Here is a 26682-nt window from a genome sequence, read left to right as displayed (position 1 = left end):
AAACAGAGAAAGGTTTAGAGAAGAATGGTTTTAATGAGAATGAGACATGAAAAACACTATTGGTAGATGGAAATAAGTTCTTAACCGATGACCAATGAATAAAATTTACTTTATATCCCGTAGTCTTCTTTTTTGATTACTGTTCCATTACTGTATACTTATTTCCTGTGATCCGGTCACGAGTTTTCTAGCAGGATGAATCATAGTATGGGTTCTGGAGATAAACAGATCACCTGGGGGCCTACCCTGTTCCTGTCACCATCAGGCTATAATTGGCTCGTACCTATGGTGCTCCCAGGTTGGCTTTATCTGTGATCTCTGTGTAAACTCAACGACCGGAACCCCATAATAAAGGAAGATAATTTAAATATACAAAAGTGTACATGCCGACAGGAAACCTAAACCTATTTCATGAAGAAAAACTAAAAGCACATTTGGTGTAAGTGTGTCTCAAATAGATGTTTCAGATGGAGATCTTATTGTTTTTATAGGGTTATCATTGTAGGAATTAGTTTAAGTCTTTTAACAAATGTATGGGTCACAGGTAAAGGAAATCAAGGCATAGCTCAGTGGTAATTTATTGACAAATTATGAAAGATAGGAGTGAGTAAAATGAGTGAATACGAATTAACCGACATTGAAAACAAAACCCTGAATAATTGGATAATGTTAAATATAGTCCCACAAAAAACACCAAATAAAAATTACACTAGTTATGCACTTAAAATTCTTTTTGAACAAGCACCAGATGGTTTCTTTATCACAAATAAGCAGTTTAAAGAAGCGATGGTCAGATGTAATTTCTCACCTGTAAATAAAAATAAATTAAATTGGGAATTCCGAATTTCCCTAAAATCTCCAGGGTCGAAATAATCTAAATGAGGTTATAGCCTACATTCCGCAGTATTTTTTTGAAAAGTCAATATTTTTTCCGAATCTCGCAAGAGAGGAGATCAGCATTGGCAGCCTAACGCAAAAAATCATAGCTACCACCCTTTTTGCTGGTGGTAAGTATAGTTATGAGCATAATAGTACTTGGGCTTCATCGAGATGATCTAAATTACTGGTATAGGTCTAACAGAAAAAGCAAAACAGAGAAAGCAAGTAATTAGGCCACCGACAACCCCATCTTACAATCCTTTTACGCCCGTCTTTTAAGGACCGACCCGACGAGGGAGCATTACAAACGAACATATCTTTAGGGAGGAGAAAATAATGTCCAGATTTCCATTCTCAACCGGGATGGAAAACTCTTAACAACAATGCTTCCTCCTGAAAGTACAAATGTAAAAATTAAATTTGCTCAGTATAATGCTTTTGAAGATCAAGAAATAAGGCTTGAGATAGCAAAGAGGTTTATTTGCAGGGATTATTTTTAGTCACCTCCTTGCTGTAAATGGAAAATCTTCTTTTTTGATTACGGTTACATTAATATATACTTGTTTTCTGTCCTACATTCGGCAGCAATCACATCTTAAAATCTACACATTTTTGATTGTTATTTTTTGTAGGTTAATCTAAAAATCAGTGTCATGCGAACTATATATTTAATCAAATTTTCCATTTATCTCATTTATTATAAATATATATTAATGATGTCATGGTTAACATTTAGCAAAACTTGATTTAAATTGAATATCAAAAGTTCTGAAAAAAACGATATCAATAGAAAAATAGAATGGATTTTTATGTCGACCTGCCGAAAGCAGGATATATATTTTGAATAAAAACAAAATAGTTATGTATTTCTCATCTCTTTATAAATTACTTCCGTGAATGCGGAAAAAAGAGATTTTTTTGGAAATCCTGCATTACTAATGTTTTTCGAATAGTGGCAAATATGTAGGAAGGCGGTTGTAGGCTATACTCAGGAGGAAATATGTCTAAGCAAATGTATAAGTGGGAAGAGAATGGGCAAGAGTTAAAGGATTATATTGTAAGCGTTTTCAGAGCTTCGTTAAATAATGAGAATTTAAAAAATTTCAAAATTGAAAAGAACCATATCGAAATTGGACAGGGGGGATTCGAGTACAAATTTGATGTTTTTTATGAGGTTAAACTAGCAAAAATATATCTTAAAGCTGCAATAGAATGTAAATATTACAATAAAAGAATAACAAAAGAAATGGTCAAGCATTTTAAGGAAGATCTTAATGAATGCAATAATATTACTGGTTTTATTCTAGCTACTAAAAGCTATAATGTAGAAGCTAAAAAGTATGCGGATTTTCATGGTATACAACTAATAACTGATGATCAGTTACCAAACGTACCCGGAATGTTGCTTTTACAAACTGCATGTTCTGTGCCAGACGAAAATGTACATGGGGACCCATTTTGGACTATTATGAAAGTAACTAAATATGGGAAAAATACAGGTTCATATTATTCACTCAATGGCAACGAGTTCAATATGTTAGAAATTGTCGTCCACAAGCGATACAGGTCAATATTATTATTCATATCAAAAAAGTCTGCTGAGAGAGTATTAGAAGCCGATGGAGCAAAAGATTGTTCTGTTTTCGGAGTTAGCCGACAACAATTGAGATGGATTTGTCTCCTGTCACAGTTTTTCAAATGTGAATTACTAATCAGCAGCGTTTTGTCCCTTGACTCATATGGAAACTCCCTTGTGTTTAAACATTCATATGATGAATTATTAGCTGAATATGATTTGGAATAATTTTCGGTGTGCCTTTTTTCTAAAAGAATGTAGGTTTCAAGACTTACTAAGGAGGAAATATGTCTAAGTCGCAAGAAGCAGGTAAGGAGTTAGAGAATTATGTTGAAAACGTTTACTCAATTCTGTTGCAAAACGAGCATTTAAAAACTTTTTATATTAAAAAGAATCACAAAGAAATTGCAAAATCTGGAGCCCAACATGAGTTTGATGTTTTTTGTGAAGTAGAAATAGCAGGAGTAACTCATAAAGTTGCAATCGAATGTAAAAATTATAAGGATCGAAATGTAGAGAAAGAAAAGCTCGACGCTTTTAGCAAGAAACTTGATGGCTGCAATATTAAGACTGGGTATATGATAACTTCTAATGGGTATCAAGAAGGAGCTAAACTAGAAGCAAAATTCTATGGAATAGAGCTAATAACTACTGAAGATTTGCCAAATATATATCCATTAACTCTTACTCATGCGAAATGGCTTTTGCCAGACGAAAATACACATGGGGATCCTTTTTGGACTATTATGGAAGTAACTGAAGATGGGAAAAATACAGGTACATGTTATTCACCTAATGAAAAGATAGCACTATATATATCGAAATATAATCCTCATAGGGAGACAGCACTTAATGGATCGATAGCATTATTTCTATCAAAAAAGTCTGCTGAACGGGTATTAAAAAATATTAGAGAAAATGGTTATGCTGTTTTCGGAGTTAGCCGACAACATTTGATAGCGCTTTGCGACACTGCGAAAAATTTTAATCGACCATTTGCAATCGCTCTCAAGTTAGGATTCGAGAAAGATGGCAGGATCCTTATGTTTGAACATTCATACGACCAAATATTAGATAATTTCGGCATGTAATAATTTCATTTTACAGCTCGGCAAAATTCTCAAAGTTCAGTGTTTTTGAACTCTCTTCTTATTTTTGCCTCTTTCCATACTATACTTTTCTGAGTTCCACTATTCTGCATTATATAGGAATATTCGAGTTATGACCGATAACCGGCCATTAAACGCAAAATTTCTATGAGAAACACATTGACAAATGAAAGATAAGAAAGAAGAGACTTAAAAATACGCTATTTGATTTATGAGTTACTTCCTAATAAGGCCTAGTACCAGCGAAGCTGTCATGAAGGACAAAGTAGGCCAACACTTCCTAAAAAACCGTTGCGGAAGACGAAGTGTACAAGCTGGGATATTCATAAAATCCTGTTTTTGTGGTTGAAGATAAGGGGGTACAAAGTCGATTTGAATTAAGTGAAATCTACTTTGCCCCGGTGGTAGCTTGGCTGGTATTGGGCCCAATAGTGTCATGAACATGTCATTTAGCATAAAGCTGTTTTTTCGCTTCTTTTATATCAATTCTTGCCTTATGACCATGCTTTTCCAGCAGATACAATAGATTTGCCCCATTCATCAGTGTTATTGGTTTGTCTTTGGCAAATTCATATGCATCATTGCCATAATTAGAAGTTGAAACCAGAATACCCTTGTTTGCTCCTTCGTTCAGAATCGTGCCATAGAGATCTCTAACAGCCGATACACCTACCACATTAGTATATCTTTTAGCTTGGATGACAATCTTACCACCCTTAATTGGATCTGGATCAAATGCAACTGCGTCTACACCTTTATCTCTGCTAGCCTGGGTTATCTTGACTTCTCCTCCATTTGTACTGAACTCCCACTCAAATAGTTCCCGAATCAGGTTTTCAAAGTCCTGCCAGTCCATAGTGGCCAGATTCATTGAATCATCAACATTACCAATGACTCCATAACCTTCAATAAAACGTCGATCTTCTTTGTTTAATACGACTACTGGTGGCACAGGAGTAACAATAGACAGTTTCGCAGCTGCAATTCCCTTAGCACTCCTGAACCAAGCTTTTGGATCAATAGAATCCAGATTCAGTATTTTGAAGTTTTCCTTTTTCACATTGATCGACAGGATATAAGGCTCAATATGATTTCCTGTAGCTTTATCTATAGTATTTACTTTACCGTTGATAACAACAGATTCTACTCTTCCATACTTATCCGAACCGAAAATTAAATTGAAACAGATAAGAACAATTTGATAGATGACACTGTCATATTTAGCATTCAGTGCTGAATCAGACAGAAACGATTCTTTGAATTCGTTTCGATTTTTAACAAAAGTGATCTTTTTAAGACGCGGTAAGTCATCTACTGTTGGTAACAGAATGTCCACGATAAGCATTTTAGTCTCGATCTGATATTCCAGCTCCACTTCCAGAAAGAAGTCAAATGGCAACTTGATGTTTTCAATGGAATGCTCAAAATAATTTTCTATTGCAGATACTTCGCCTAACTCAAAATCCTTCTTCAATTGATCGATTCTATCGTTGTTTGCTTTCTGTTCAGCATAAAATATCTTTTCCTGTTCATACCACTCGTTATAAACAATCTCATAATCAGCAAATTTTTGATCATATTTCAGATCTTTTATCTTCTCCTCGTCTTCCCATAGTTTATAGTCTTTTTCAAACTGAGAATCCGATTGTATTTTTTGTTTTTCTACTTGCTTTGTGGAAATTCGCTTCAAAAATGGAAGTTTCGGATTATACTTTGCATCTCCTCTACTTGGTTTAGTAGATTTTTCTTCACGTTTTGGTTTAACGGGTAATGGTTGATCAAACATACGATGATCCTTCAAGCTATCATAATCCAATGCTCTAGGATTCAGATTATCTATTAGGATTGTATCCAATGAGTTCTGCACTTCTTCCGCTTCAAGAGTCAGTTTGTTTGCTTCTTCAGTTGACTCTTCAATCGAACGGATAAAGCTTTCCCGCTCTTTTTGTTTTCGATCTACTTCTAGTTTTCTTTCCCACTGTTCTTCCCATTGAGCCATTTGGGCATGGGCTTTCTGTTCAGCGATCTTTTTAGTTTCTCCCTTTACCACTTTGTATTTGTTGAGACCTTCATGATGAATTTCATATGTGTATAAGTATCTACTTGCCATTAGATCCACCTAGTGCTTCGATTCCAAAGTGAATTTCTTATTTAGTATGAAAGCACTCAATACTTTTATTAATTTGGAATTAGTTGGAAAAATTTTTAACATGAATATTATCAATGTTAATGGAACAATGAAGATAGCAATTAACTCTTACAGGAAGCTAAAACTGACATTTGCAAAATATAGAATAACTATTTTAGAACTATAATATATTTGAGAATGTAAGTGTGTCATACAACCCAAAAAAATTTAACTTTTTTATTTCAGTCGAATACCCCGCTAGCTTGCTGCGGGGTGCGCCAGCGCAATTTTGATTATAAGATATTATGGGAATAAGAATGATTTTTGAGAATGCCAACTTCTGAAAAATTGATTGTACATCTATTCGCACTAGCGTACAAAAAGTTGAGTTTTTATTGCGAGATTGTTATAATAAATAATTTTATTCAGGGCAAGTTTGAGAAACTATACTGCGAAAATGTATCAGTTGCATACACAAAATTCGAGTTACCTATATCCCCTAATTTTAGCACGAGGGATTGAATTTGAACCCACAAACCCCTTCTATTTCAGATCCTGAGGCTTGCAGAAAAGAAGATTTCCTTTCTCACTCTAAAATTCCCAGTTCTTTCATAAGTTCTTCCGAATACTCCGGCACCGCCCCCGGTTTTGATGCAACATAAGTCCCAAGCATGCTGGCAACTGAAGCGGCTTTTGTAACTCCGTACCCTGAGAAAGGTATACAGGAATCCGGCAGAAAAAGCATCTCCTGCCCCTACAGGATCTGCAACTTCTACGGGTGTGTTTTTTTAAGGAGAGGTTTTTTTACTTAGAAGAAAATGGGTTTCCGTATCTCCGACTTTTTCAAACCCAAGTTTGTTGTAGAATTTTTGAGCTATATAATTTACTTTCAATACCCTGAGAGTTACTTCTTTTTTTGCCTTTTGAGCATCGGCAATAATATCTGAAAAAATTAAAGTTCCTATTCCTTTATTCTGATATTCTGGCAGTATTTGAATCTCATCAATAATAATGGATGTTTCATTTCTGCTGATAGCAAAAGTGCCAACATTTTTGTCTTTTACAACGATAATTTGGTGTTCTATAGCTTTGAGTTCCCTGCTGAATAAAAATCTTTGAAAATCTTCATCCCAGCTGCCCCAGGTTTTTATTACACAATCTTTCATGGTAATCTTTTTCATGTCATAAATAAAATCATAGTCTTCCTGAGTTGCTTTTCTTAAACTATACATGTATTCACCTTCCCTTGCTGGCATATGTCCGGATTATAAATATCGTATCTTGATACTGATGTCATTATGCTTTTTACAACACGTTTTCTTGATCATCACGGAATCGTTTCTGGCATTTATGATGAGCTGGAAATTGGAAAAGTGATTGATGAAGTGCTGCCCAAACTTGGGCAGCACAAGTTAGCTCCTTCTATTGTAGTAAAAGCAATGATTCTCAACTGTCTTGGTTTCACAGACAGTCGCCTTTACATGTACTCACAATACTTTGAAACTCTTACTGTTGAAAGGCTATTTGGTTTCGGATCTCCCTCTTAAAATAGACCCTCAATATTGATAAGCAGGAAGTTGATATGTAATAATATGTGTATCAACGGAAAAAAATTTAGAGATCTTTCCTCCCAAACTGTATCTCAGAATGATGCCAACATCATTGAGATTTTTCTTATGTTGGGGGAAGTATATGATATTGTCTATGACCATCATGGAAGAGCCGGAAAATTAAATGAGTATATAACTACCGCCATATATCATGTTTTAAGTACAAGTCCTAAAAAGGACTACATAAACGAACCAGTAAATCCTAAAGAATTTGTGTTAAGTCCCGAGTTATTGTATGCGGGATTAATACCTCAAAAGAAGATAAATTCATTTGATTTTAGTAATTATTGGACTCTAGCTAATTATTTTCGTAGATTGGATGGATTAGATGAAGGTGATTATTTTCATTTAATAAATCCAAATATAGATCTGGGCAATGAAACAGATAGAATCATTGTTAATATCAAAACACAGCAGCAGGCAGTTAAGATTGCAAAACATATTACCTGGAGTTGGACGGAAAAAAGTGTAGACTGGAAGTCTTATGTAAGTACATTTAAAATTTTAGTAAATAATAATGTAGAAGACCGTAAGAATCCTAATCTCTACTTAAAGAATGATAAAATGGTGATCTATTTTGCTGAAACCGACCCGGATAATAAAACTATCATGAATTCCATAAAGTGTGGTGTAGAAGTTTTCCTGGATAATATACCCGATGCAGTTCCTGATAATAACCTACCATTAAATGGTTTCTACAAAAGAGTGGGTAGACAAATAGGTACAGGAAGAGAAATAGGACAAAAGGAGCAGAAAGAAGCTAAAAGTTTCACAGATCAAAGGGTTGAGGAAATCAAAGCCTACATTTTGAATAATCAAATTGCGCATGATAGAAGTGAATGGATCGAAGGAGTATACTTTTATGTAACAAATTTTATTTCATGAGTGAATCAATAAGTCAAAAAGAAACTCTCTCGCACCAGGAAATTACAGAGGAAGAAGAGTCATCATAAATGAAAAGCTTCGGGACAAGAGAGGCATTTATCTCATTAGGTCCGGCACGTTGTACAACAGGAAAAGGTACAGCTTAAGGTGCAGGAGAGAGGAGTACTGAAAGACTGCAAGGAATTTTGAGACTTAAAATTCTACGGGAGAACATATCTCGTTGTTTGCAGCGGATGCGCCAGTGCAGCTTTGAATTAAGCAGAATTATAAAGCAAGAACTTTTTTTCATTTGGTCAATTAATTCCAGATCCTGAGGCTTGCAGAAAAGAAGATTTCCTTTCTCACTCTAAAATTCCCAGTTCTTTCATAAGTTCTTCCGAATACTCCGGCACCGCCCCCGGTTTTGATGCTACATAAGTCCCAAGCATGATGGCAACTGAAGTGGCTTTTGAAACTCCGTACCCTGAAAGGTAGGTATACAAAAATCCCGCAGAAAAAGCATCTCCTGCCCCTACAGTATCTGCAACTTCTACGGGTGTGGTTTTTATCTCCTCATAAACTCCATCCTGATAGACAGCTGCTCCCTCAGGCCCCTTTGTTATGCAGATTACGGATATTTTCGGGTACCTGTCCTTAAGCAGGCGGCAGAGAGTTCTACAGGCATACGTGGTTCCGAAAAGCATACCGGAAATTTGTGCTGCCTCTTCTTCATTCATTTTAAGGATTGTGCAGTGCTCAAGGGAAGATAAGATCCATTCCTTTCTGTAAAATCCGGCTCTCAGGTTTACATCGTAGAAAAAGTGTTTTGCCTTTATTTCCAAAAGCAGCCTTTTCAGCGTTTTCCTGTTTTCTTCCGACCTCTGGGCGAGGGTCCCGAAGCAGAAAACGTCCCACTCCTCAGCTGCAAGGGCTTCAAATTCCCTTTCATCCGGGGTAATCGCGTCCCAGGCTACGCCTTCATTGATCGTGAAAATAGGGATTCCTTCATCCTTCAGTTTGACAGTAACGGTTCCGGTCGGCCTTTTTTCGTCGATTAAGATGTACGAAGTGTCAACTCCCATTTCCTCAGCTCTGGAAAGGAGAATTTTGCCCAGCTCATCTCTTCCGACTGCTGTGAGCACAGCCGGCTTTGCCCCCAGCTTTGCAAGATGGGCTGCAAGGTTTAAGGGAGCGCCACCTAAGTGGGCTGAGCCTTTGATAATATCGAAGAGGGCTTCCCCGAATGTGAGAATTTTCATGTTTTCTACCGGGTTTTGGTTTCTTTGAAGGTTTTGATTCCTCTGGACTTTGATTCCTCTGGACTTTGATTCCTCTGGACTTTGATTCTTCCGGACTTTTGGTCTCTTTGATCACCTGATCAGATTCAAAGCGGCTGCAATGTCTTCGGCTATCATCTTTCGTTTGCTCTTTTCTATGAAAAAACTGGGGCCTGCTTGCAGGTAAGACGGAAAAGCTCTCTTTCCTCTGAAAAAGTAATCTTTTCCTCGAAGCTTGCAAGTGGACCCGGCGGGAATCACTTTTCCCTCCCCGTTTCTACTGGCAATGTAGTTGACGGCTTTGATTGCGACATCTCCCATTAACAGGAAAGCCTCCACGTTCGGAAACAGGGAAAGCTCTTTTTCCAGTATTAACGAACATTCTTTGATAGTGCCTGCCTTTATGCCGTATCCTGTTTTTCCGCACTTCACAGCAGTGGTAAGATAAATACCCATTTTGAGAATATCCCGGATTGAGGAAACGTTCACTCCTGCATCGTTGAATGCCTGCACTGTGGTCTGCTCAAACAGGGAATTTTCACCCGAATAATAGTAATTGTCGGGATTTTCGGGGGCAGCTTCTGAAATAAGCACTATAGAGATATCCTCAGGGTTCAGGTCCATGTCCGGAACGATGTAATTCTCATGCTTTACATCTGCACAGGGAAACTCCCTGCATCCCACACATTTGCTCATCTGCATTTCTCGTCTCCTTTCTTTCTCTTCTTTTTCCTTCGTCCTTTTATCTTTTATTTTATTACAAAACTGCTTTATACCTTTCCTGCTTACGGGAGATTCTATAAGTTATCATTTAAAAGATCCACCAATTCACCGATTATAGGGGATGCTCAGCATGCAGGAACACAGCGAGTTCTTAGGTACTGAAAAAATAGGGAAACTTCTTTTCAGGCTTTCAGCCCCTTCAATCATAGGGATGCTTGTTTACGCTTTTTACAACATAGTAGACACGATCTTCGTTGGCAGGGCTCTCGGGGAAGAAAGCGTTCCTGGAATTGGTGGGCTGGTGATAGCTTTTCCAATCCACATGCTCGCAATGGGGGTTGCAATAGGGCTCGGGGTAGGAGGAGCCTCAATTATTTCAAGGTCTCTGGGGTCAAAAGAGCCGCATAAAGCTGAAAAAGCTCTTGGAACCGTGTTTTTTCTGGGAATATTCCTTGGGCTTGCCTACTCGCTTGCAGGGCTTGCCTTTCTTGAGCCTTTACTAAAACTCTTTGGGGCAACGCCTAACATTATGCCCTATGCGAAGGCTTACCTTGAAATCATAATGGCAGGCTCGGTCGTCTTTACTCTCGGGATTGCAACCGAAGACCTTGTAAGAGCCGAAGGCAACGCCCGCTATGCAATGTTCGGAATGCTCCTGGGGGCCGGCCTGAATATTCTGCTTGACCCTATCTTCATCTTCGGGTTTGACATGGGGGTCAGGGGAGCTGCTATTGCAACTATACTTGCCCAGCTTGCATCCACGGTCTTCCTGCTGCGCTACTTCCTTGCCGGAAAAAGTTCAGTTACCTTCAAACCAAAGCTGCTGATCCCAAGCTCTGCAGTCTCAAAAGAAGTAATAGCAATAGGTATAGGTCCTTTCATTGTTGAAGCTTCAAACAGTGTCATGATGATTTTTGTAAACAACGCCCTTGCAACTTACGGAGAAGACGTCTCAATTGCAGCCTTCGGGATCATTCACCGCCTGCTTCTGCTCATCTTCCTGCCAATGCTCGGGATCTCTTTCGGCCTCCAGCCCATTGTAGGCTATAACTTCGGCGCAAAACAGTTCTCAAGAGTGGTCGAATCGGTTAAGGTCGCCCTGAAAGTCAGCACTCTCTTCTCCCTCCCGGGTTTTCTGGTCATGTTCCTCTTTCCTGCCCCTATTATCCATATCTTCAGCCCTGATCCTGAACTCACAGCCGTAGGAGCCGAAGCCATGCGGATCGTTGTGCTTATCCTGCCTTTCATAGGTTTCCAGCTCGTAGGCGCAACCGTGTTCCAGGCCCTTGGAAAACCGAGGCCTGCTTTTATTCTGTCACTTGCAAGACAACTCCTTTTCCTGCTGCCTCTTGTGCTGGTCCTGCCGAGATTTTACGGGTTGGCCGGAGTCTGGGCTGCGTTTCCCATATCGGATTTTCTGGCTTGCATGCTGGCTGCAGGGTTGCTGGGGAGAGAGTACCGGAAGTTTAAGAAGAAGGAAAAGAAGAGAGAAAAGCTTCAAATTGGGCTGGGAAAGTGAGGCTCGATCTGATAAGAGGTCTTGATAAATAAGAAAAAAGTAAAGAAAAGGTTATCTGGCACTCATGTCAGGCTGCATTATCCCGAATATATTTTTTTCTGTGTCGAGACAATATGCAAGCCAGCCTATGCCGGGTATGGGTCTCTTTTCCATAGTCACTTTGCCGCCGTGCTTCTGTATTTGATTCAGGTATTTATCAATGTCCGGGACGTCTATTGTGCAGATATAGGTGCTTATCGGAGTGTCTACTCCCGGTTCTCCTACCTGCCTTCTCATCAAACCCCCATCGATTCCCGGGTCTTCTTGTTTACCGGTTGTTATGTTCCAGTATTCTATGGGACCTTCCCACTTCTCTATCTTCCAGCCGAAAACGTCCTCGTAGAACTTTTTTGCCCTTTCAATATCTTCTGCATGTATCTCGAAATGAACCACTCTTAGCGTGATAACTACCTCCTGTTATAATTAGATAGTTTGGATGATATTTATATATTAATTTAGGCTTTGCTTTTTTTAGACATTTAATTTTCTCAATTTGACAGAGTATAAAGAGATCAGGCGCTTGGAGAACCCCAGCCATTTATTTCTCATATCGTTTACAAGACAGTTCCTTTTTCCTTCCTCTTATTCTGGTTTTGCCGGGGGTTTATGGATTATAAGGGGTATATGCGGAATTTTCTGTTTCAAATTTTCTGGCTTTTGGGCTGGTGATGGGGTTTTTTGGGCTCCGGAATGAAAAAAGTAGAGGTGGAAAAGAGGATTGAAAGAAGGGAAAAAATGTAAAGAGGAGTAAAATGCTTTTCTTTTCTGGATTCCTGAAAGGATAGGGGTAACAGCTTATATTAACCTGTCACAGGTCCTATCGGAATGATATATGGCCTCTCTCCATCATCTTTCACCAGAGCCCGTACACCATAGACCTGTTTTATATTCTCAACGGTGAGAACTGAAGCAGGATTCCCAACGGCAAATATTTTTCCCTCTTTCATCATGATTATTCTATCGGCATATCTCGAAGCCAGATTCAAATCATGAAGTGCCATGATCGCAGAGATTCCCTTGTTCTTCACGATATTCTTCATAATTTCCATGACCTCGAGTTGATGCCTTATGTCAAGATTGCTGGTTGGCTCATCAAGAAGAAGAATATCTGCCTTCTGTGCAAGTGCCCGTGCGATAAGTACCTTCTGCTGCTGACCTCCGCTGATTTCGTTAATATCTCTCATGGCAAACTCCATCATCCCGAGTAGTTCCAGCACTTCCAGTACATAATCCAGATCTTCCTTACTGCTCTTCCATCCAAGATACGGGCGCCTGCCCATGAGGACGGTATCGATAACAGATGCAGGAAAAACACATTCAATACTCTGTGGTACGTAGCCTATTTTCCTTGCAATCTCCATCCTGGTCATCTTGCTGATATTTTGCTCATCCAGGAATATGCTTCCTTTTATAGGATTCATTATATGGTCAATACACCGGATAAGTGTGGATTTGCCAGTACCATTCGGGCCGACAATGCCAAGAACTTCTGCGCGGTTTAGTTCCATTGATATGTCTTCAAGGACAGGTATGCTGTTATAAGCAAATTCAACGTTGTTTACCTTCAGTTTCACCAGTATTCCCTCTTTCGTTTCATAATCATATACAGGAAAAGTGGAGCACCCATAAAGGCGGTTATCGCTCCGACAGGAAGAATTATTGGAGCCAGAACTCTTCTTGCTACAAGGTCTGCGCTAATCAGCAGTAATGTGCCAAAAAGGCCGGATACGGGAAGAACAAACCTGTTATCACCTCCTATAGCAATGCGCGTGAGGTGCGGAGCAACCAGGCCTATAAATCCGATTGTTCCCGTAAAACACACAATACATGCGACCAGCAAAGTTGTGACTGCCATCAGAATGATCCGGGTACGTTTGACATTTACACCCAGGCTTGTTGCGGTTTCGTCTCCTGCAGCCATTAAATTAAGGTCAAGTGACTTTATCATGAGCAGGGGGAAGCAGCATGCAAGTGTGCCAGTTATAATGGCGACCTTGGGCCAGGAGGACCTATCAAGGTCACCAATTGTCCAGAAAATTGCTTCTTTTACAGCTTCTGCTTCGCCAAAGTATTGAAGGATTGTTGTCATCGCACTAAAGAGATACATCATCGCAATGCCAGCCAGAATCATGGTTTCAGGCGTTGCACCTTTTCGGTTTGATAACCCCAGGATTATAAAAGAACACAACAGTGCGAATAAGAATGCGTTGCCTATAACAAGATAATCTCCTCCAATGATGCCTACACCTGTAAGGATTGCAAGGGATGCTCCGAACCCGGCACCTGAGGATATGCCAAGCGTATAGGGACTTGCAAGCGGGTTCTTGAGTAATGCCTGCATTACGCAGCCTGCAACCCCAAGCCCGAAACCTGCAACAGTCCCCATGGATATGCGGGGAAGCCTGAGGTTCCATATGCATACATCTGCAAGCCAGCCCGACTCAAAGTAAGCTGGAAATAACCTGTTCAGTATTGAAGAATAAATCTCCCAGATAGAGAGATTTGCAGATCCTAGAGAGGCGGATATGCCTGATACGAGGATTATTGAGGCTAAAAGGAAGAAAATCAAGAGTATTTTTCTTCCAATGAACTTATTATATTGTATTTTAACTTCTTCTTTGGTCAAGGTATGCTGTTTTGTTTCCAAGGATACACATCCAGTGCAACAGGCAATTTATTGTATTTTTATTTGTAAGTACAGGAAGTGACCTGACAGCAGAACAATCTATCATAAAGCCACACCAGAGTAAAAATCATTAAGACGGTCAACCCGAGTCTCAAACCTGCACTTGCCGAGACTATTTTCAGGCTCAGCACAGGCCCGAAAATCCCAGAATAATACGGGAGCCTGTGTGTAAGGATATACCGGGTACTGACCAGAAGATTCCCCACAAGTAAGGTTAACAACGCTAACTTAATATCCAGAACTTCTGTTTCCATTAAATCTGCAACCGTGACGTATGCAGCTGTGAGATTGGCAACTACAAGCGGAATAATTGCCAGAGCCTCTGGAGGCAGCGGCATCCAGCCAAGATATTGAGAGAAGGCGTCAAATGTTCCCAGATCGATGAGAACAAAGACGAGAATGCTCACAGGAAACGCTACGAGCACAACTCGTTTTAAAAGTTTCACCGAATTAATTACACTTCTTTTGAGAGTGGTTCTTATGACCAATTTCTTGTCCCCGGTTTCTGAAGCAAATTCACAATCTTTCCGGGTCAAAAGTGCTCTGCCGGCAATAAGCACTAGCAGAGCTACTATCGTGTCGTTCAGTACGAATAAAGAGAGATATGCAATGCCCACTACCCCAAGGATGGGTACTATCGTAGGGGAGATATAAACAAGGCTTTCGTAGATTTCCTGGGGAAACCAAGTTGCAACGGTTGCCAGCAAAGTTTCTTTCTGGTCTATCTTCCCTTCATCGTAAAATTCCGAGAGCATCGCTACTGACGTGATTGGCGAACCAAAAGCGGTCATAAACGCAATTCCCGAATGGGGAGTGAAATACGCTCTGTGCAGCATCGGTTTCATCACCGGAAACTACTTCTCAAATATACTGAACTCAACTGCGATGCTCGCTAACAGTATACCAATTACCGTGAAAGGGAAAACAGAGATCCAGAGTAACTGCACGGACTACCGAAGCAATTGGCATGGTTTATGCTTTCTCTCCTTCTACCAGCATCATTTTATTGAACACTCTAACAGACACGTTCACAAGCCCTGCAGCTTCAAACATACTGATAACCTCTCCCGGGTCAGCACCGTTGTAAAAAGGCAATTCTTTTCCTATATTTTCACCAAAGTGGTGGTTTCCGGGATGAGAGTGTTTAGCCGGGATATCTGTCAGTACTTTGCCTCCGGATTTTGTCACTCTCGCCCATTCTTTAAATGCAGAGTCGGGATTTGCCAGGGTCCAGATCAGGTGTCTGCTGACAACCGCATCGAACTGCTCAGATTCAAATGAGATATTTTCTGCATCCTCCACAACAAAATTTACAAAATTTCCGGACCTTTCCATCTTCTCCTGGGCTTTTTCCAGTTTACTCCTTGCCCAATCCGCTCCTGTGACATCATATCCCATCTCAGCCATCAGCAGAGCTAAAAATCCGGTGCCTGTTCCCATATCCAGAATTTTCAGTTTCGGTTCGGTCCCCAGCAGCTGAGTAACCACTTCTGTCCAGAGTTCCTTTTCTTCTTCGGAATGCACTCCATGTGCTGCAACGGCATCATAATCGTGTTCTGCAGTGTTCCACCATTCTCTGATTTGCGGTTTTACTTCCATATGTTCTCACCTACGTCCATAATAGTAAATGTTGCAGTCATTACCTTTTTGTCATACAGGCCCTTCACGCCTTTTTCAGGATCCCTGTGCCCAACCTTGAACATCCACTTCCCACCTTTTTCCAGTTCAATGTCAACCATGCCTTCCTGATCAGTTGTCACTTCAATAGGATTTTCCTGATTGCCAACATATATTCCATATACAGTTGCATCAGGCAGTGCATGCCGGTCATACAATATTTTCAGCAGGATGTGTTCTCCGACTTTATACTGCCTGTAGCCCAGTGGAATTATCTCCAGTTCGTGCCCAAGCATCAGGTCATAGTCTGTCTGATTATTCTCTTCTGTCTGACAATTCCCTACCTGGCAATACCCTACCAGAATGATGGTCTTCGTATACTGCTGGTAATACTTCGGACCTTCCAGTCCGGAATGGGGTAAATTGAGGATTCCGCCGTCGTATTCTACTCCAATGGTGTGGTATCCTTCGAAAGCCGGAGTGAATTGCATCAATAAGTGATTCTCTGCGGCACTGACCTCAACAGCATGATTTTTGCCCCAGGTACCAGAGACAGCGGGAGTCACTTTTTCGACCTGAACCGCTTTGTCACTCTTCATATTATGTCCAAAACAAAGATCACACGCTACGGGATTGCCGGGAGAAACATTCTGCATGCCATGTTCAACCCATATCTCATGCCCGCGTACAATATCGGGAAGATCTTCCTCCAAAAATGGAAAAAAAGCTTCTTTTTGGGGAGTATTTTGCACCATAGTTCATCACTCCGGAAGTGGATAAGCCCAGGTTCCGGCGACCTCGAGGTCATGGAATTTTTTGAGATACTCTTTGTGTATTTCTTCCGGTTTTATATCTTCAAATAGTTCAGGGTGCATGCATTTGGCAAAGTAAATATTCCCTATTACCCACCTGGGCCCACCGACAATATCCCTATCGACCAGGTAGACTTTACTATTTTTCACAGCATTGACCTTCTCGAACCCCGGCCTTCCTGAAAGGACTTTTGCCAGCAGATTTTTCATATCATCTTCCGTTTTTCCGGGGCCGCTGTCAAAGCCTTTCATTAAATCCGCAAACATGAAGTCAGGGTTTTTCTCAATCACCCACTCGGGATCCACTTCTACGGAGGTACCGACCAATCCTGTAGCGATATTGCGCCCTCCGGCTCTTTCAGCCAACTGACCTGCACTGGGGTCGTCTGGGGTTATCACCCACCATTTCTCCTCGCTCCCTGACATGTACTCATAATAGAAAATCGGCATGTCTTCGGACTTCAGGTCTTTAGTGCGTTCGTTTATGAGATTCTCATAGCCCTGCATCCAGTTGATGAGTTTGTTCACCTCTTTTTCCTTTCCCAGAACAAAACCCATAGTTGTTAAGTCGGAATCTATGCTTTTCTGGGAAGCTAAGCCCATTATAACCACAGCCGTATTCGGAAGATTTCTGGCTATATCATCGGCATTTTCTGCCTGCCAGAGGGGTAAGAGGACTATATCGGGCTCGAGAGTCAGCACCATTTCGTAATCAACCGATTGGCCGTGCATCGCAACCTCAGGAAGGTCTAAAAGTCCAAACTCAGCCATACGCTCATGGAAAGCCCTATCAACCCCTACAATCATATCTCCTGTTCCGAGAGCAAGCAGGGTTTCTGTAGTACGGTAATCCGTGGGAATGATATTTTTTACTGGCAGCTTCACGCTAACCTGCCTGCCAACTCCATCAACAAGCGTAAGATCTTTCGCTTTTCCAAGATTGATAAGCTCGATTTTAGTTACATCAAGCATATTGATGCTGTTATCACCTGTGGCATCCGCAAACTGAGTCTGGTTGCCGGAGCCCAGAATGATACTTTCGGTGTACTCCGCATCTTTCATATCTATGGTTCCGTCTTCGTTCGCATTTCCGAGGATGCTGAGCATGATATCCGATGAAACAGCAGAATCCGATACGCCAGTGGAGTCCGATAAATTAGCAGAATCAGGCAAATTTGCAGTTTCAGATTCATTCACAGAACCTGATGCAGCTGCCGGTAATACTGGCAATGTCATAAGCAGCAGGCTAATGAGTACTCCAACCAGGACCTTTGTTTTCATGTCATTCACCTCTGTTCATTCCTGGCAAGACAGATAGCCGTGGTCAAACCTGCAAGAGTAAGCACTACCTCAAAACCGGGTGCTGCTTTCTGCGCATCTTCAGCTTCGGCGTCTCTAAGGTCCGCATCGATACCACTGGCTTCAGTAACTCCCCAGTCCGTGTCGATACTGTTAGCTTCGGTATCTCCGAGAAGACCGTCAGAAATATGAATTTCGCCTTCCCCGCTACCGATCACTTCAAACCCGATGCTGGCAAGCTGTCCGGAACCGCTTACCCCGGTGACTCCCTCCAGATTAAAGATCACCCTGACCTTTTTGCTGTCAACCGAACGCCACTGCACCGGTATTTCTGTTTCCCCGATACTCCCGTTCTCTACACTGATGACTTTCAGGACACCCGGGTTGAATATGAGGTCAAACTGTCCAGCATCAAGATTTTCAACATTATCGATATTTACAGTAGCATAAACTGTGCTTTCCTCCACCATTTCGGGAGTGTCTAAACTGACCGTTGTTTGCTGCGCCTGAACCGGAATTGCTGCAAATACCGCAATCAACGCAGCAAAGCAGATCCCGAACAGGACACCTCTCTTCAATTCTTCCCATGATTTATTTTTCATCCGATCACCCTTTGAGCCCTTTAAACAGCTGTTTAATACCAGTCAGGACTCCACAACTGGATAACAGATGCCATTATTTTGTGTGCCGGAACGGCAAATTCCTCAGAAGTGCTGTTGCATCCCGTAAGAACGCTACACTCGACACAATTGATGAATTAAATGCCATCCAGCATGTAGGGAATACAGGCAGAGAAAACTGCCAATTTCTCATTGTCACCACAGGACAGCAAAGACTTTTTACCCCCATACATTATTACTAATTTTAAAAAAAGTATTAATTACGTAAGATATTAAACTTTCTATTTAATCTTATATTTGCACTAAATTAGCTTTAAGTAATACTAAATCATTATTTACATTCATTGATTATTACCTAATTTTGTTGAATATGGAGGCGTAATGCAAAAATGAGAGTCAATGCCTTTTATGTGAAGAAAAATTTAGATAATCAGATGAATGCTAATAAAAAATTAAGAAAGCAGAGAAAGCTCAGAAAAACAAGGGACTAATTAAGCGTTTTTTATGAAAATGATGCGTTAAAAGCTTTTGAAGAGAAGTATTGAGAACTGTTTATCTCCTTTTACAGGGAGTTTTATTTTCCTGGCGTTTGGGCTGGCTATGGGGTTTTTGTGGAAGGGGCACAGGAAGTTTGGGCATTTTGAGGATAAGAAAGTTAGGGGTTTTTGGGTTTTTTAAAAAAGGATTTGAAGAACTTTCCAGCTTCTTCAACAACTATTACGACGTTTTCAAATTGCCTTTTGTGAGCTTCTTCTCAATATTTTCAAAATAGGCAATGAATATGCGATTAATGGGGATCAGATAATTTTTAAGGGCCAGTAATATACCGATCGAAACTAAAGCAACAAGCAGGGAACCAGCCATATCCATAGGGAAATGCAGTCCCGAATAAACTCTCGCAAGTCCACTAATAAACGCAAGAATGAAGAATACCGCGCCGCTGCGCCTAAAATCTTTGAATGTCAGGAGCATCAGCGAAACAGAAATCATTATAGTAGCATGGTCAGACGGAAAGGATGACTCGGCGGCATGCGCTATGAGGAGTGTCCCGGTGGGGACCATAAAGGGCCTCGGGTGAAAATAGAATTGAGTAATGATTAAATTTATTCCCAGGCCGAGAAGGGCTGCATATCCGGCAAACAGAGCCTCCTGCCGATATTCATTTTTTGCAAACCATGTATATGCAAGATAAATAGCAAAAATACAAATGAGATACTGTGCTGCAAATATCATCGTACTATCAAGAACAGAGTTCTTTCCGGCCATATCATTGATTATGTGAAATAATGTAAGATTCGGGTCCATTATCACAAAGCTCAGGTTAACTTATATAAATTTAACTATATTGTTTTATACCATTAATTGATTTCTGGTCGTCTACCTACGCGATTTATTTTTCTGTTAAATATATGTGTAGTGCAGTACGGTCTTATTTGATAGTTTAGCCACTTTTATTTGATAGTTTAAACGCTTCTATTTTGTAATGTAGCAGCTTCTTTTGAAAAATTGAGCACAACAAGATCCACATTGTTTGTTTTAAGCAGATCTCCCGGTTCAACTATTTTAAAAATAAGATTTAAAAACAATCCCTATTTAGATTCAATCTTCCAGATTTTTCATCTTCCTCAAAAAATTTTTCTATAATACAAAATCGATATAGCTATATATGACGTCCACTACATCAAAAATATATTAATACCAGCTCTTATAAGGAAATGAAAAACATGCTTTTATTGGACATAACAACATTTGAGCTTAAAAACAGTGTTAAGTTATATGAGCGGTTGAAACAGGTGGAAAGTAAGGGTTCTCCAAAAGGACTGAAAGTTGTTAACCAGTGGTTTGAAGCAGGGGGAGGGCGTGTGATCACTATATATGATGTAAAGTCCGTAAAAGATTATACGGCTTACAATTCATTATTTACCGATTTGTGCCGTGTCGACGTCTTCCCTGTCATAGGGGTTGAAGAATTTAAAAAATTCGCCTCAAAATACACGGAAAATTTATTGTAAACTCACCAATTATAGTCAACTCAGCAATTAATTACACTTTTAATATCCGGTTATAGTTTCGAATGTAAATATCTACACTTAGGTCACTCGAGGTATTATAAGCACGGAATACACAGACGGGCATCTTATTCGCTCTAATGTCTCCTTTACCTTTTAACTGGTTTTTTAGAGGTAAAGATAAAAAAGATAATTTAGAGGTAAAGATAAAAAAGATAATTGTGATTGGACTCGGCAGAACCATTCCTGGCTTGAGATAGAAAATTGCCTCCATCATGAAACTACTCGAACCGAATCATTCCCCTTTATTTTTGCAGGACGTATGCAACTGGAGGTGCATATAACTGGTTTTTCAACACAGGTAAGAAATAATACCCTTATAATTAATTCCGTTACACCCATCCTATATGCACCCCTTTTCCGATTATCTGTCATCCAGCGTATTCAAGAAGGCAACAATTGCTTTTTCTTCAGTATCGTTAAGCCCGAGGTTGCCCAGTTCTTCTATATTAACGTTCTCTTCAACTTCAGGTGCTGGCCATCCCTCAGACTCCACACCCCTCGTATTATAGAAGTGTACAAGGTCTTCGAGATTAGTGAAGTATCCATTATGTGTATAAGGTGCTGTCTTTCCAATGTTTCGGAGAGTAGGGACTTTCATTTTACCTTTTTCAGCATCTGCATCTACCCCAGCACGACCGCTACCTCCCAGTCCAAGGTCTATATATGCACTTCTTAGAGGGTTAAACGCTTTTGGCAGGCTATAAAATGGGTTATCCGGATTCCTGGGAACACCCAAATTATCATAAGTGAAGTCCGTAAATACTGGTTCTGTCCCACTACTTGGATGGCATTCTGAACACAGGGCTTTTCCATCAAATAATTCGAGTCCTAGCTGCTCTTCTTCTGATAGAATATCCTCAGCTGCAGGAGTACCTTCGGCTGCAAGATACTCATCATATTTGGAGCTGAACTTGTTTACTTCTTTAGAACTTTCATAAGCTGCAATCGCCTCAGCTGTATAATCATAAGCTGTGTCTACGTTATTCAGGGAACCTGATCCGTAGACTTCTTCAAAGAGATCTGCATAGTCTGAAATCCGAATAGTCTTGACTACGGTTACTTTATTCGGGTTATGCATTTCCAGAGGGTTCAGGAATGGGCCTTTCGCCTGCTCGATCAGGTTGTCTGCCCTGCCGTCCCAGAACTGGCCTCCATAATAGAATATCTGGTCGTCTTCGTAGGCATGGGTAAAATCCGGACTATACGATGCGTATGCAGCACTTGGTGAGTTTCGGTTCCCGAACATCCTTGGCAGTACGCCCTGTGAAACAGGAAGGTTTTGATCAGGATCAGCAAAACCAAATTCAGGATCATGGCAACTTGCACAGGACTGCCCTTTGGGCGTTGACAGGTTTTCATCAAAGTATAAAAGCTTCCCGAGTTCCTCTTTCGGACTCAGATCTCCTGCTGAAGCAGTTGTAGTTAATGCTGTTAAAGATAAGATTAAAATTAATGTTGTTATCCCAGTCCACTTTATCTTATTCAGTAAAAATCCCCCATATTAATTTCTTAAAAATTTCCCGGAGAACAAACTGGAAATGAGGATTTGCCCTATATGATTATGTTTTAAGTTCCATGGAGTTATTGTCCGGAATTATTCATACTACTTTATTATGCTCATCGATTCCAGAACCTATGCTAATTTTATAATGTACCTGTAATTAAGGAAATATCGACAATCTCCAAGCTCCTTCGCTCCCCTAGATAGATCTCGTACAGCGGTCCAACCATAAGAAACCCATACTGTGTAGTATACATAATATATATAACAATATCGAAAATTAATATCTAAGTTGAGCTCTGAAACTTTAGTATAAAAACCGAATATTTATAAAGATATCATAATAATTCTGTTTTTATATTTGCACTTGACCTTTCGCAGATGTTCTCAAAAAAATAACCGGTTTCTTGCCATCGTTTTTGGGGGAATTACTCCAAAATCTGCAATTATTATTTTAACTGAATCTTCGATAAATGTGAATTGGAAGCTTTGAATGAAGACACGAGGTAGAAATATGTGGGAAATTTCAAAACCATATTTTTGAATAACTGGGATAGTTCTCAGAAAAACCAATAGCAGGAAAAATGGTGAAAATTGAATAGACATCTGCTAAAAGCCATTTGTATTAATATTTTCAATGGCATTAAAAGTTTAATCACAATAAAAATATAATGCCAACTTGAAAATTTGAATTAAAAAAGGTTTTTTGGATCGGTTATGATATATATCACCGACCCGTTATAATATATAATAGGTTGAGAGTAATAGGGTTTCCTCTCAATCTAGGGTTGGATCGCAGGTAGGGATCTCGAGAATAGGGACTCGAACCCTACCATCTACTTCTAAACTAATTTCGAAGCACATTCCTACTTTTTTATAATGTCTTTATTTTAAATAAACCTTATGACCGTTCCTAAATCTCTGATTTTCTTTAATTAGTACGCTTACCGGTGTTAACAGTCCTTTATTTCAGCTACGCTCCTTTTGAGCTTCCGCTCTACGTCACGAGAAGTTAAAAAAGCATATAAGAAGGTATTAAAGAACGACAAAATCAAGCTGGAGAGGTGATGAATTGGGTTTTGCCGTTCTACATAAATTACGACTTTTCACAACTATTTTAATGTTTCCTTTAGCCTTATTACCGGCAAGAAGATTAAGGGCAAAGTTAAAAATATTAATTTCCTTTCTTAATGGCTTAATTCCTTTATCAAAAAACATGAAAAAGAGTTTCTGCAGGCGGATTTGACTTATTTCTCCACCTGCTGTTGCTGAAATATTTTACCTTTGAAATATTTACTTTTATACCTTAACGTTCTCTCTTGCCCACTCTGCACCGGCTTCGAGCACCTGCTGATTGAACTTGATAACCTTTGGTTTGCCTGCAAAGTTTTCGGCAAGAGCTTCTTTGAAGGCTTCTTCTTCAAGGCCGGTTACGTTCAGGCCCAGAAGGACTCCGAGCATAAAGGAGTTTGCGGCTCTTTCATCGCCTGCTTCCTTGGCTTTTTCGGTTGCCGGGACTGCAACGGCTTTTACGCCTGCAGGAGTCTCGGCTTCGCCTATGGTCGAGTCATAGAGGATAAAGCCTCCTTCTTTTACTGCCCTTTCGAATTTCTCAAGGGAGGGGCGGTTCATGGCTATAAGGATGTCAGGGGTGTAGACCGTAGGAGAACCTATGGACTGGCCAGAAATCACAACCGAACAATTTGAGGTCCCTCCGCGCTGTTCCGGGCCGTAGGAAGGGAACCACGAAGCGTTAAGGTTTGCCTTGACCCCAGCCTGGGCGAGTATGATTCCCATACTCAGGACGCCCTGTCCTCCGAAACCTGCGATCTTGGTCTGGATCGGGGCAAAGTCTGCTCTCAGGGGTTTTTCCTCGGCTCCGGATTCAATCCCGTAAAGTTTTTCCAGGGTCTCCGTTGTGAAGTCGCTTACGCCCCTGTGGAGGGTTTCGGCTTCTGCGGAGTTATCCCTGAAGTTCTTGAGCGGGAATTCCGGTTCCATTTCTTCGTTGATGAACTTTATAGCCTGTTCGGCATCCATCCTCAGATTGGTCGGGCAGGCGGCAAGGACTTCCACAAAGGCATAGCCTTTGCCGTCGCGCTGGATCTCCATAGCTTTCTTGATAGCCTTTCTGGCTTTCCTTATATGGGAGATGTCCGAGACCGAGACCCTTTCGATGAATACCGGAGCTTTCAGGTTGGATATGAGTTCACACATATGCAGTGGGTAGCCTGCAAAGCGGGGGTCACGGCCTTCAGGGCTGGTGGTGGTCTTTTCCCCTATAAGGGTCGTAGGAGCCATCTGCCCGCCTGTCATGCCGTAGACTGTGTTGTTTACGAAAAAGACTGCCAGCTTTTCTCCCCTGTTTGCAGCCTGCAGAGTTTCATTCAGGCCGATTGAAGCAAGATCCCCATCGCCCTGGTAGGAAATAACCACAGCATTTTCTTCAGCCCTTGAGACGCCTGTCCCTACTGCAGGGGCACGGCCGTGGGCAACCTGGATATTGCCTGCATCAAAGTAATAATAAGCAAAGACTGCACAGCCCACAGGACTGATCATAACTGTCCTGTCCTGGATTCCCAGGTCGTCAATCGCTTCAGCGATGAGCTTGTGCAAAACCCCGTGTCCGCAGCCAGGGCAATAGTGGGTGGCTGTTGGAGCTGCCCCTCCTTTGCGGGGGTATTCCGGGTACAGGGCTTTTGGCTTTCTGATAACCTTTTCTCCGTTAATGATTTCGACTGCCATTTTTATGCCTCCCCTGCAACCTTTCTGATTTTGTCCATAATCTGGTCGAGGGTAATCAGGTTTCCTCCCATGCGGTTTACCAGTTCCACAGGCTGTGAGCAGCCGATAGCAAGCCTGACATCGTCTATCATCTGCCCATTGCTCATTTCCACGGAGATAAAGGAACATCCCTTATCTGCAAGGGCTTTCAACTGAGCCTCCGGGAACGGGAAAAGAGTCTTTGGCCTGAAAAGCCCTACTTTTATTCCTTCCTGCCTGGCAAGGTCTACGGCTGACCTGCAGATCCTGCTACTTATGCCGTAAGAGACGAGCACAATTGAGGCATCTTCGGTCATGTATTCTTCGTAGTCTACCTCGTTCTGCTTTATCAGCTCGTACTTTGCCTGCAGCTTCTCATTGAACTTTCCGAGTTCATTGAAGTCCAGGAAGATTGAGGTTATCAGGTTAGCCCTGGTTTCTGCCGTACCGTTGACTGCCCAGCTGGCATCGGTTTTCGGGACAAGGGCTTTTTCAGGGAACTTCAGGGACTCGATCATCTGCCCGAGCACTCCGTCAGCAAGCACGACTGCAGGGTTCCTGTACTTGAAAGCCAGCTCGAAGGCTTTCATGGTAAAGTCGCACATTTCCTGCACGGAATTGGGGGCAAGTACAATGGTCCTGTAATTTCCGTGTCCTCCACCTTTTACGACCTGGTTGTAGTCGGCCTGTTCAGGTCCGATGTTCCCGAGCCCTGGCCCTGCCCGCATAACGTCCACGAGCACGCAGGGCAGTTCTGCGCCTGCAAGGTAAGAAACTCCCTCCTGCATCAGGCTGATTCCAGGCCCTGAAGAGGATGTCATGACTCTGTGTCCGGCCGACGCTCCTCCGTAGACCATGTTAATTGCAGCTTCCTCAGACTCGGCCTGAACAAATTTCCTGCCAATTTTAGGGAAGTAACTGGAAGCATCGTGCAGGATCTCACTTGCCGGAGTAATGGGGTATCCAAAGAAACAGTCACAGCCAGCGTAGAGTGCGCCGACGATTACTGCGGAGTTGCCTTTTATGAGTTGTGTTACCATCTTTTTTCCTCCTTATCCTGCCTTATTCGGCTTCCTCCTTTTTCAGGGGAATATGAATTTCCAGTGCCAGGGGTTCAGGGCAGGTATAGTAGCAGCTCGCACAGCCTGAGCAGCCTTCTCCTTTATACTCTACGTAGTGGTAACCCCGCGCGTTCAGTTCCTCACTCATGAAAAGCACTTCCTTCGGGCAGGCAAGAAGGCAGCGCCCACAGGCCTTGCACTCCAGAATGTTGATAACAGGGTACGGTTCTTTTTTATCATTTTTTTCCATATAGAATCCTCACTCTATTCTTCCAGTCCCTGTTTTTCTCCAGCCGGTATTTTATGGCAGACAGGAGAGCCTATCATTTTTAAGGGGCTTTCTGAATTCTTATATGTTCTTTAATTCTCTTCTGTTTTAATTATAGTATAATCTTGAATTACAGTATCTGTATGAATTACAGTATCTGTAAGAGAGTAAATCCGAGCGATCTCTTCTTTGAACAAACTTTTCAGGAAAAGGTTAAGGTACTTATTTCTTTCCTTTCGTTTTGCTCTTTTTCTGGCAG

The 26682-nt window shown here is 41.2% G+C and carries 23 protein-coding genes and 3 pseudogenes; 8 read left to right on the top strand and 18 right to left on the bottom strand.

Annotated features, from left to right (window positions below):
- Positions 1 to 612 precede the first annotated feature (612 nt).
- The 4 genes and pseudogenes from EO98_RS13880 to EO98_RS13870 all read left to right on the top strand — a co-directional run bounded on the left by EO98_RS13880 (position 613) and on the right by EO98_RS13870 (position 3546).
- Positions 613 to 873 (top strand): hypothetical protein, encoded by a 261-nt coding sequence (locus tag EO98_RS13880; protein WP_048140970.1) that lies wholly within the window; start codon positions 613 to 615, stop codon positions 871 to 873.
- Between the two features lie 347 nt (positions 874 to 1220).
- A pseudogene (locus tag EO98_RS17970) lies at positions 1221 to 1379 on the top strand (CRISPR-associated endonuclease Cas1); the annotation flags it as partial.
- Between the two features lie 500 nt (positions 1380 to 1879).
- On the top strand, positions 1880 to 2683 hold the full coding sequence (locus EO98_RS13875; protein WP_048140968.1) for a restriction endonuclease: 804 nt from the start codon (positions 1880 to 1882) through the stop codon (positions 2681 to 2683).
- A 59-nt stretch (positions 2684 to 2742) separates the two neighbouring features.
- Positions 2743 to 3546 (top strand): restriction endonuclease, encoded by an 804-nt coding sequence (locus EO98_RS13870; protein WP_052734531.1) that lies wholly within the window; start codon positions 2743 to 2745, stop codon positions 3544 to 3546.
- Between the two features lie 463 nt (positions 3547 to 4009).
- Here EO98_RS13870 and EO98_RS13860 read toward each other — a convergent pair whose 3' ends face one another.
- The 3 genes and pseudogenes from EO98_RS13860 to EO98_RS13855 all read right to left on the bottom strand — a co-directional run bounded on the left by EO98_RS13860 (position 4010) and on the right by EO98_RS13855 (position 6948).
- Positions 4010 to 5674 carry a restriction endonuclease gene (locus tag EO98_RS13860; protein ID WP_048140964.1) on the bottom strand — a complete coding sequence of 555 codons (1665 nt, stop codon included), beginning with the start codon at positions 5672 to 5674 and terminating at the stop codon, positions 4010 to 4012.
- 566 nt (positions 5675 to 6240) lie between these two features.
- Positions 6241 to 6432 (bottom strand): annotated as a pseudogene (locus EO98_RS18555) (hypothetical protein); the annotation flags it as partial.
- Positions 6433 to 6480: 48 nt separating this feature from the next.
- Entirely contained in the window at positions 6481 to 6948 is a 468-nt protein-coding gene (locus EO98_RS13855; RefSeq protein WP_235283630.1) for an N-acetyltransferase, read from the bottom strand.
- 42 nt (positions 6949 to 6990) lie between these two features.
- Here EO98_RS13855 and EO98_RS13850 point away from each other — a divergent pair.
- Positions 6991 to 7221 (top strand): annotated as a pseudogene (locus EO98_RS13850) (DUF4277 domain-containing protein); the annotation flags it as partial.
- A 147-nt stretch (positions 7222 to 7368) separates the two neighbouring features.
- Positions 7369 to 8187, top strand: a complete 819-nt coding sequence (locus tag EO98_RS13845) for a hypothetical protein (protein WP_156161143.1) — start codon at positions 7369 to 7371, stop codon at positions 8185 to 8187.
- Positions 8188 to 8528: 341 nt separating this feature from the next.
- Here EO98_RS13845 and EO98_RS13840 read toward each other — a convergent pair whose 3' ends face one another.
- Positions 8529 to 9425: a carbohydrate kinase gene (locus EO98_RS13840; RefSeq protein ID WP_048140956.1), complete on the bottom strand. Its 897-nt coding sequence runs from the start codon at positions 9423 to 9425 to the stop codon at positions 8529 to 8531.
- Between the two features lie 111 nt (positions 9426 to 9536).
- Entirely contained in the window at positions 9537 to 10145 is a 609-nt protein-coding gene (locus tag EO98_RS13835; protein ID WP_235283629.1) for a uracil-DNA glycosylase family protein, read from the bottom strand.
- 151 nt (positions 10146 to 10296) lie between these two features.
- On the opposite strand from EO98_RS13835, the gene EO98_RS13830 reads away from it, so the two are divergent.
- Positions 10297 to 11685: an MATE family efflux transporter gene (locus EO98_RS13830; RefSeq protein ID WP_048140953.1), complete on the top strand. Its 1389-nt coding sequence runs from the start codon at positions 10297 to 10299 to the stop codon at positions 11683 to 11685.
- A 51-nt stretch (positions 11686 to 11736) separates the two neighbouring features.
- On the opposite strand, the gene EO98_RS13825 is transcribed toward EO98_RS13830, so the two are convergent.
- The 9 genes from EO98_RS13825 to EO98_RS13785 all read right to left on the bottom strand — a co-directional run bounded on the left by EO98_RS13825 (position 11737) and on the right by EO98_RS13785 (position 20063).
- Positions 11737 to 12117, bottom strand: coding sequence for a VOC family protein (locus tag EO98_RS13825; protein WP_235283628.1), 381 nt, complete (start codon positions 12115 to 12117; stop codon positions 11737 to 11739).
- A gap of 407 nt (positions 12118 to 12524) precedes the next feature.
- Positions 12525 to 13298 carry an ABC transporter ATP-binding protein gene (locus EO98_RS13820; protein ID WP_235283627.1) on the bottom strand — a complete coding sequence of 258 codons (774 nt, stop codon included), beginning with the start codon at positions 13296 to 13298 and terminating at the stop codon, positions 12525 to 12527.
- Positions 13295 to 14293: an iron ABC transporter permease gene (locus EO98_RS13815; RefSeq protein WP_235283626.1), complete on the bottom strand. Its 999-nt coding sequence runs from the start codon at positions 14291 to 14293 to the stop codon at positions 13295 to 13297. The genes EO98_RS13820 and EO98_RS13815 overlap by 4 nt, the downstream gene beginning before the upstream one ends.
- A gap of 116 nt (positions 14294 to 14409) precedes the next feature.
- Positions 14410 to 15246: a hypothetical protein gene (locus EO98_RS13810; RefSeq protein WP_048140947.1), complete on the bottom strand. Its 837-nt coding sequence runs from the start codon at positions 15244 to 15246 to the stop codon at positions 14410 to 14412.
- Positions 15247 to 15382: 136 nt separating this feature from the next.
- On the bottom strand, positions 15383 to 16009 hold the full coding sequence (locus EO98_RS13805) for a class I SAM-dependent methyltransferase (protein WP_052734529.1): 627 nt from the start codon (positions 16007 to 16009) through the stop codon (positions 15383 to 15385).
- On the bottom strand, positions 16000 to 16782 hold the full coding sequence (locus EO98_RS13800; protein ID WP_048140945.1) for a DUF4198 domain-containing protein: 783 nt from the start codon (positions 16780 to 16782) through the stop codon (positions 16000 to 16002). The genes EO98_RS13805 and EO98_RS13800 overlap by 10 nt, the downstream gene beginning before the upstream one ends.
- A 6-nt stretch (positions 16783 to 16788) precedes the next feature.
- A complete protein-coding gene (locus EO98_RS13795) occupies positions 16789 to 18120 on the bottom strand; it encodes an ABC transporter substrate-binding protein (RefSeq protein WP_156161142.1) in 1332 nt (443 codons plus the stop codon).
- Positions 18121 to 18125: 5 nt separating this feature from the next.
- Positions 18126 to 18740 carry a cohesin domain-containing protein gene (locus EO98_RS13790; RefSeq protein WP_048140940.1) on the bottom strand — a complete coding sequence of 205 codons (615 nt, stop codon included), beginning with the start codon at positions 18738 to 18740 and terminating at the stop codon, positions 18126 to 18128.
- 735 nt (positions 18741 to 19475) lie between these two features.
- Positions 19476 to 20063 carry an undecaprenyl-diphosphatase gene (locus EO98_RS13785; RefSeq protein WP_048140937.1) on the bottom strand — a complete coding sequence of 196 codons (588 nt, stop codon included), beginning with the start codon at positions 20061 to 20063 and terminating at the stop codon, positions 19476 to 19478.
- Positions 20064 to 20473: 410 nt separating this feature from the next.
- On the opposite strand from EO98_RS13785, the gene EO98_RS13780 reads away from it, so the two are divergent.
- Complete coding sequence (locus EO98_RS13780; protein WP_156161141.1) at positions 20474 to 20770, top strand: DUF3303 domain-containing protein; 297 nt, start codon at positions 20474 to 20476, stop codon at positions 20768 to 20770.
- A 421-nt stretch (positions 20771 to 21191) separates the two neighbouring features.
- On the opposite strand, the gene EO98_RS13770 is transcribed toward EO98_RS13780, so the two are convergent.
- The 4 genes from EO98_RS13770 to EO98_RS13750 all read right to left on the bottom strand — a co-directional run bounded on the left by EO98_RS13770 (position 21192) and on the right by EO98_RS13750 (position 26405).
- The gene (locus tag EO98_RS13770) at positions 21192 to 22229 is read right to left on the bottom strand and encodes a cytochrome-c peroxidase (protein WP_255350283.1); all 1038 of its coding nucleotides are present in this window, start codon (positions 22227 to 22229) and stop codon (positions 21192 to 21194) included.
- A 1401-nt stretch (positions 22230 to 23630) separates the two neighbouring features.
- Entirely contained in the window at positions 23631 to 25076 is a 1446-nt protein-coding gene (locus tag EO98_RS13760) for a 2-oxoacid:acceptor oxidoreductase family protein (protein ID WP_048140928.1), read from the bottom strand.
- A 2-nt stretch (positions 25077 to 25078) separates the two neighbouring features.
- Positions 25079 to 26134, bottom strand: coding sequence for a 3-methyl-2-oxobutanoate dehydrogenase subunit VorB (locus EO98_RS13755; RefSeq protein WP_048140926.1), 1056 nt, complete (start codon positions 26132 to 26134; stop codon positions 25079 to 25081).
- 22 nt (positions 26135 to 26156) lie between these two features.
- Entirely contained in the window at positions 26157 to 26405 is a 249-nt protein-coding gene (locus tag EO98_RS13750) for a ferredoxin family protein (RefSeq protein ID WP_048140924.1), read from the bottom strand.
- Positions 26406 to 26682: the final 277 nt, after the last annotated feature.

Origin of the sequence: Methanosarcina sp. 2.H.T.1A.6, assembly GCF_000979455.1 — an archaeon.
Lineage (GTDB): Archaea > Halobacteriota > Methanosarcinia > Methanosarcinales > Methanosarcinaceae > Methanosarcina.
This window is presented reverse-complemented; position numbering and strand designations above follow the sequence as displayed.

What these genes read in the sequence shown, in the direction of transcription:
- EO98_RS13805 (WP_052734529.1), bottom strand. Translation starts at nt 16,009, where the DNA reads ATGGAAGTAAAACCGCAAATCAGAGAATGGTGGAACACTGCAGAACAC.
- EO98_RS13790 (WP_048140940.1), bottom strand. Translation starts at nt 18,740, where the DNA reads ATGAAAAATAAATCATGGGAAGAATTGAAGAGAGGTGTCCTGTTCGGG.
- EO98_RS13835 (WP_235283629.1), bottom strand. Translation starts at nt 10,145, where the DNA reads ATGCAGATGAGCAAATGTGTGGGATGCAGGGAGTTTCCCTGTGCAGAT.
- EO98_RS13830 (WP_048140953.1), top strand. Translation starts at nt 10,297, where the DNA reads ATGCAGGAACACAGCGAGTTCTTAGGTACTGAAAAAATAGGGAAACTT.
- EO98_RS13795 (WP_156161142.1), bottom strand. Translation starts at nt 18,120, where the DNA reads ATGAAAACAAAGGTCCTGGTTGGAGTACTCATTAGCCTGCTGCTTATG.
- EO98_RS13870 (WP_052734531.1), top strand. Translation starts at nt 2,743, where the DNA reads ATGTCTAAGTCGCAAGAAGCAGGTAAGGAGTTAGAGAATTATGTTGAA.
- EO98_RS13855 (WP_235283630.1), bottom strand. Translation starts at nt 6,948, where the DNA reads ATGCCAGCAAGGGAAGGTGAATACATGTATAGTTTAAGAAAAGCAACT.
- EO98_RS13810 (WP_048140947.1), bottom strand. Translation starts at nt 15,246, where the DNA reads ATGCTGCACAGAGCGTATTTCACTCCCCATTCGGGAATTGCGTTTATG.
- EO98_RS13785 (WP_048140937.1), bottom strand. Translation starts at nt 20,063, where the DNA reads ATGGACCCGAATCTTACATTATTTCACATAATCAATGATATGGCCGGA.
- EO98_RS13875 (WP_048140968.1), top strand. Translation starts at nt 1,880, where the DNA reads ATGTCTAAGCAAATGTATAAGTGGGAAGAGAATGGGCAAGAGTTAAAG.
- EO98_RS13755 (WP_048140926.1), bottom strand. Translation starts at nt 26,134, where the DNA reads ATGGTAACACAACTCATAAAAGGCAACTCCGCAGTAATCGTCGGCGCA.
- EO98_RS13780 (WP_156161141.1), top strand. Translation starts at nt 20,474, where the DNA reads ATGAAAAACATGCTTTTATTGGACATAACAACATTTGAGCTTAAAAAC.
- EO98_RS13840 (WP_048140956.1), bottom strand. Translation starts at nt 9,425, where the DNA reads ATGAAAATTCTCACATTCGGGGAAGCCCTCTTCGATATTATCAAAGGC.
- EO98_RS13800 (WP_048140945.1), bottom strand. Translation starts at nt 16,782, where the DNA reads ATGGTGCAAAATACTCCCCAAAAAGAAGCTTTTTTTCCATTTTTGGAG.
- EO98_RS13750 (WP_048140924.1), bottom strand. Translation starts at nt 26,405, where the DNA reads ATGGAAAAAAATGATAAAAAAGAACCGTACCCTGTTATCAACATTCTG.
- EO98_RS13760 (WP_048140928.1), bottom strand. Translation starts at nt 25,076, where the DNA reads ATGGCAGTCGAAATCATTAACGGAGAAAAGGTTATCAGAAAGCCAAAA.
- EO98_RS13845 (WP_156161143.1), top strand. Translation starts at nt 7,369, where the DNA reads ATGTTGGGGGAAGTATATGATATTGTCTATGACCATCATGGAAGAGCC.
- EO98_RS13860 (WP_048140964.1), bottom strand. Translation starts at nt 5,674, where the DNA reads ATGGCAAGTAGATACTTATACACATATGAAATTCATCATGAAGGTCTC.
- EO98_RS13880 (WP_048140970.1), top strand. Translation starts at nt 613, where the DNA reads ATGAGTGAATACGAATTAACCGACATTGAAAACAAAACCCTGAATAAT.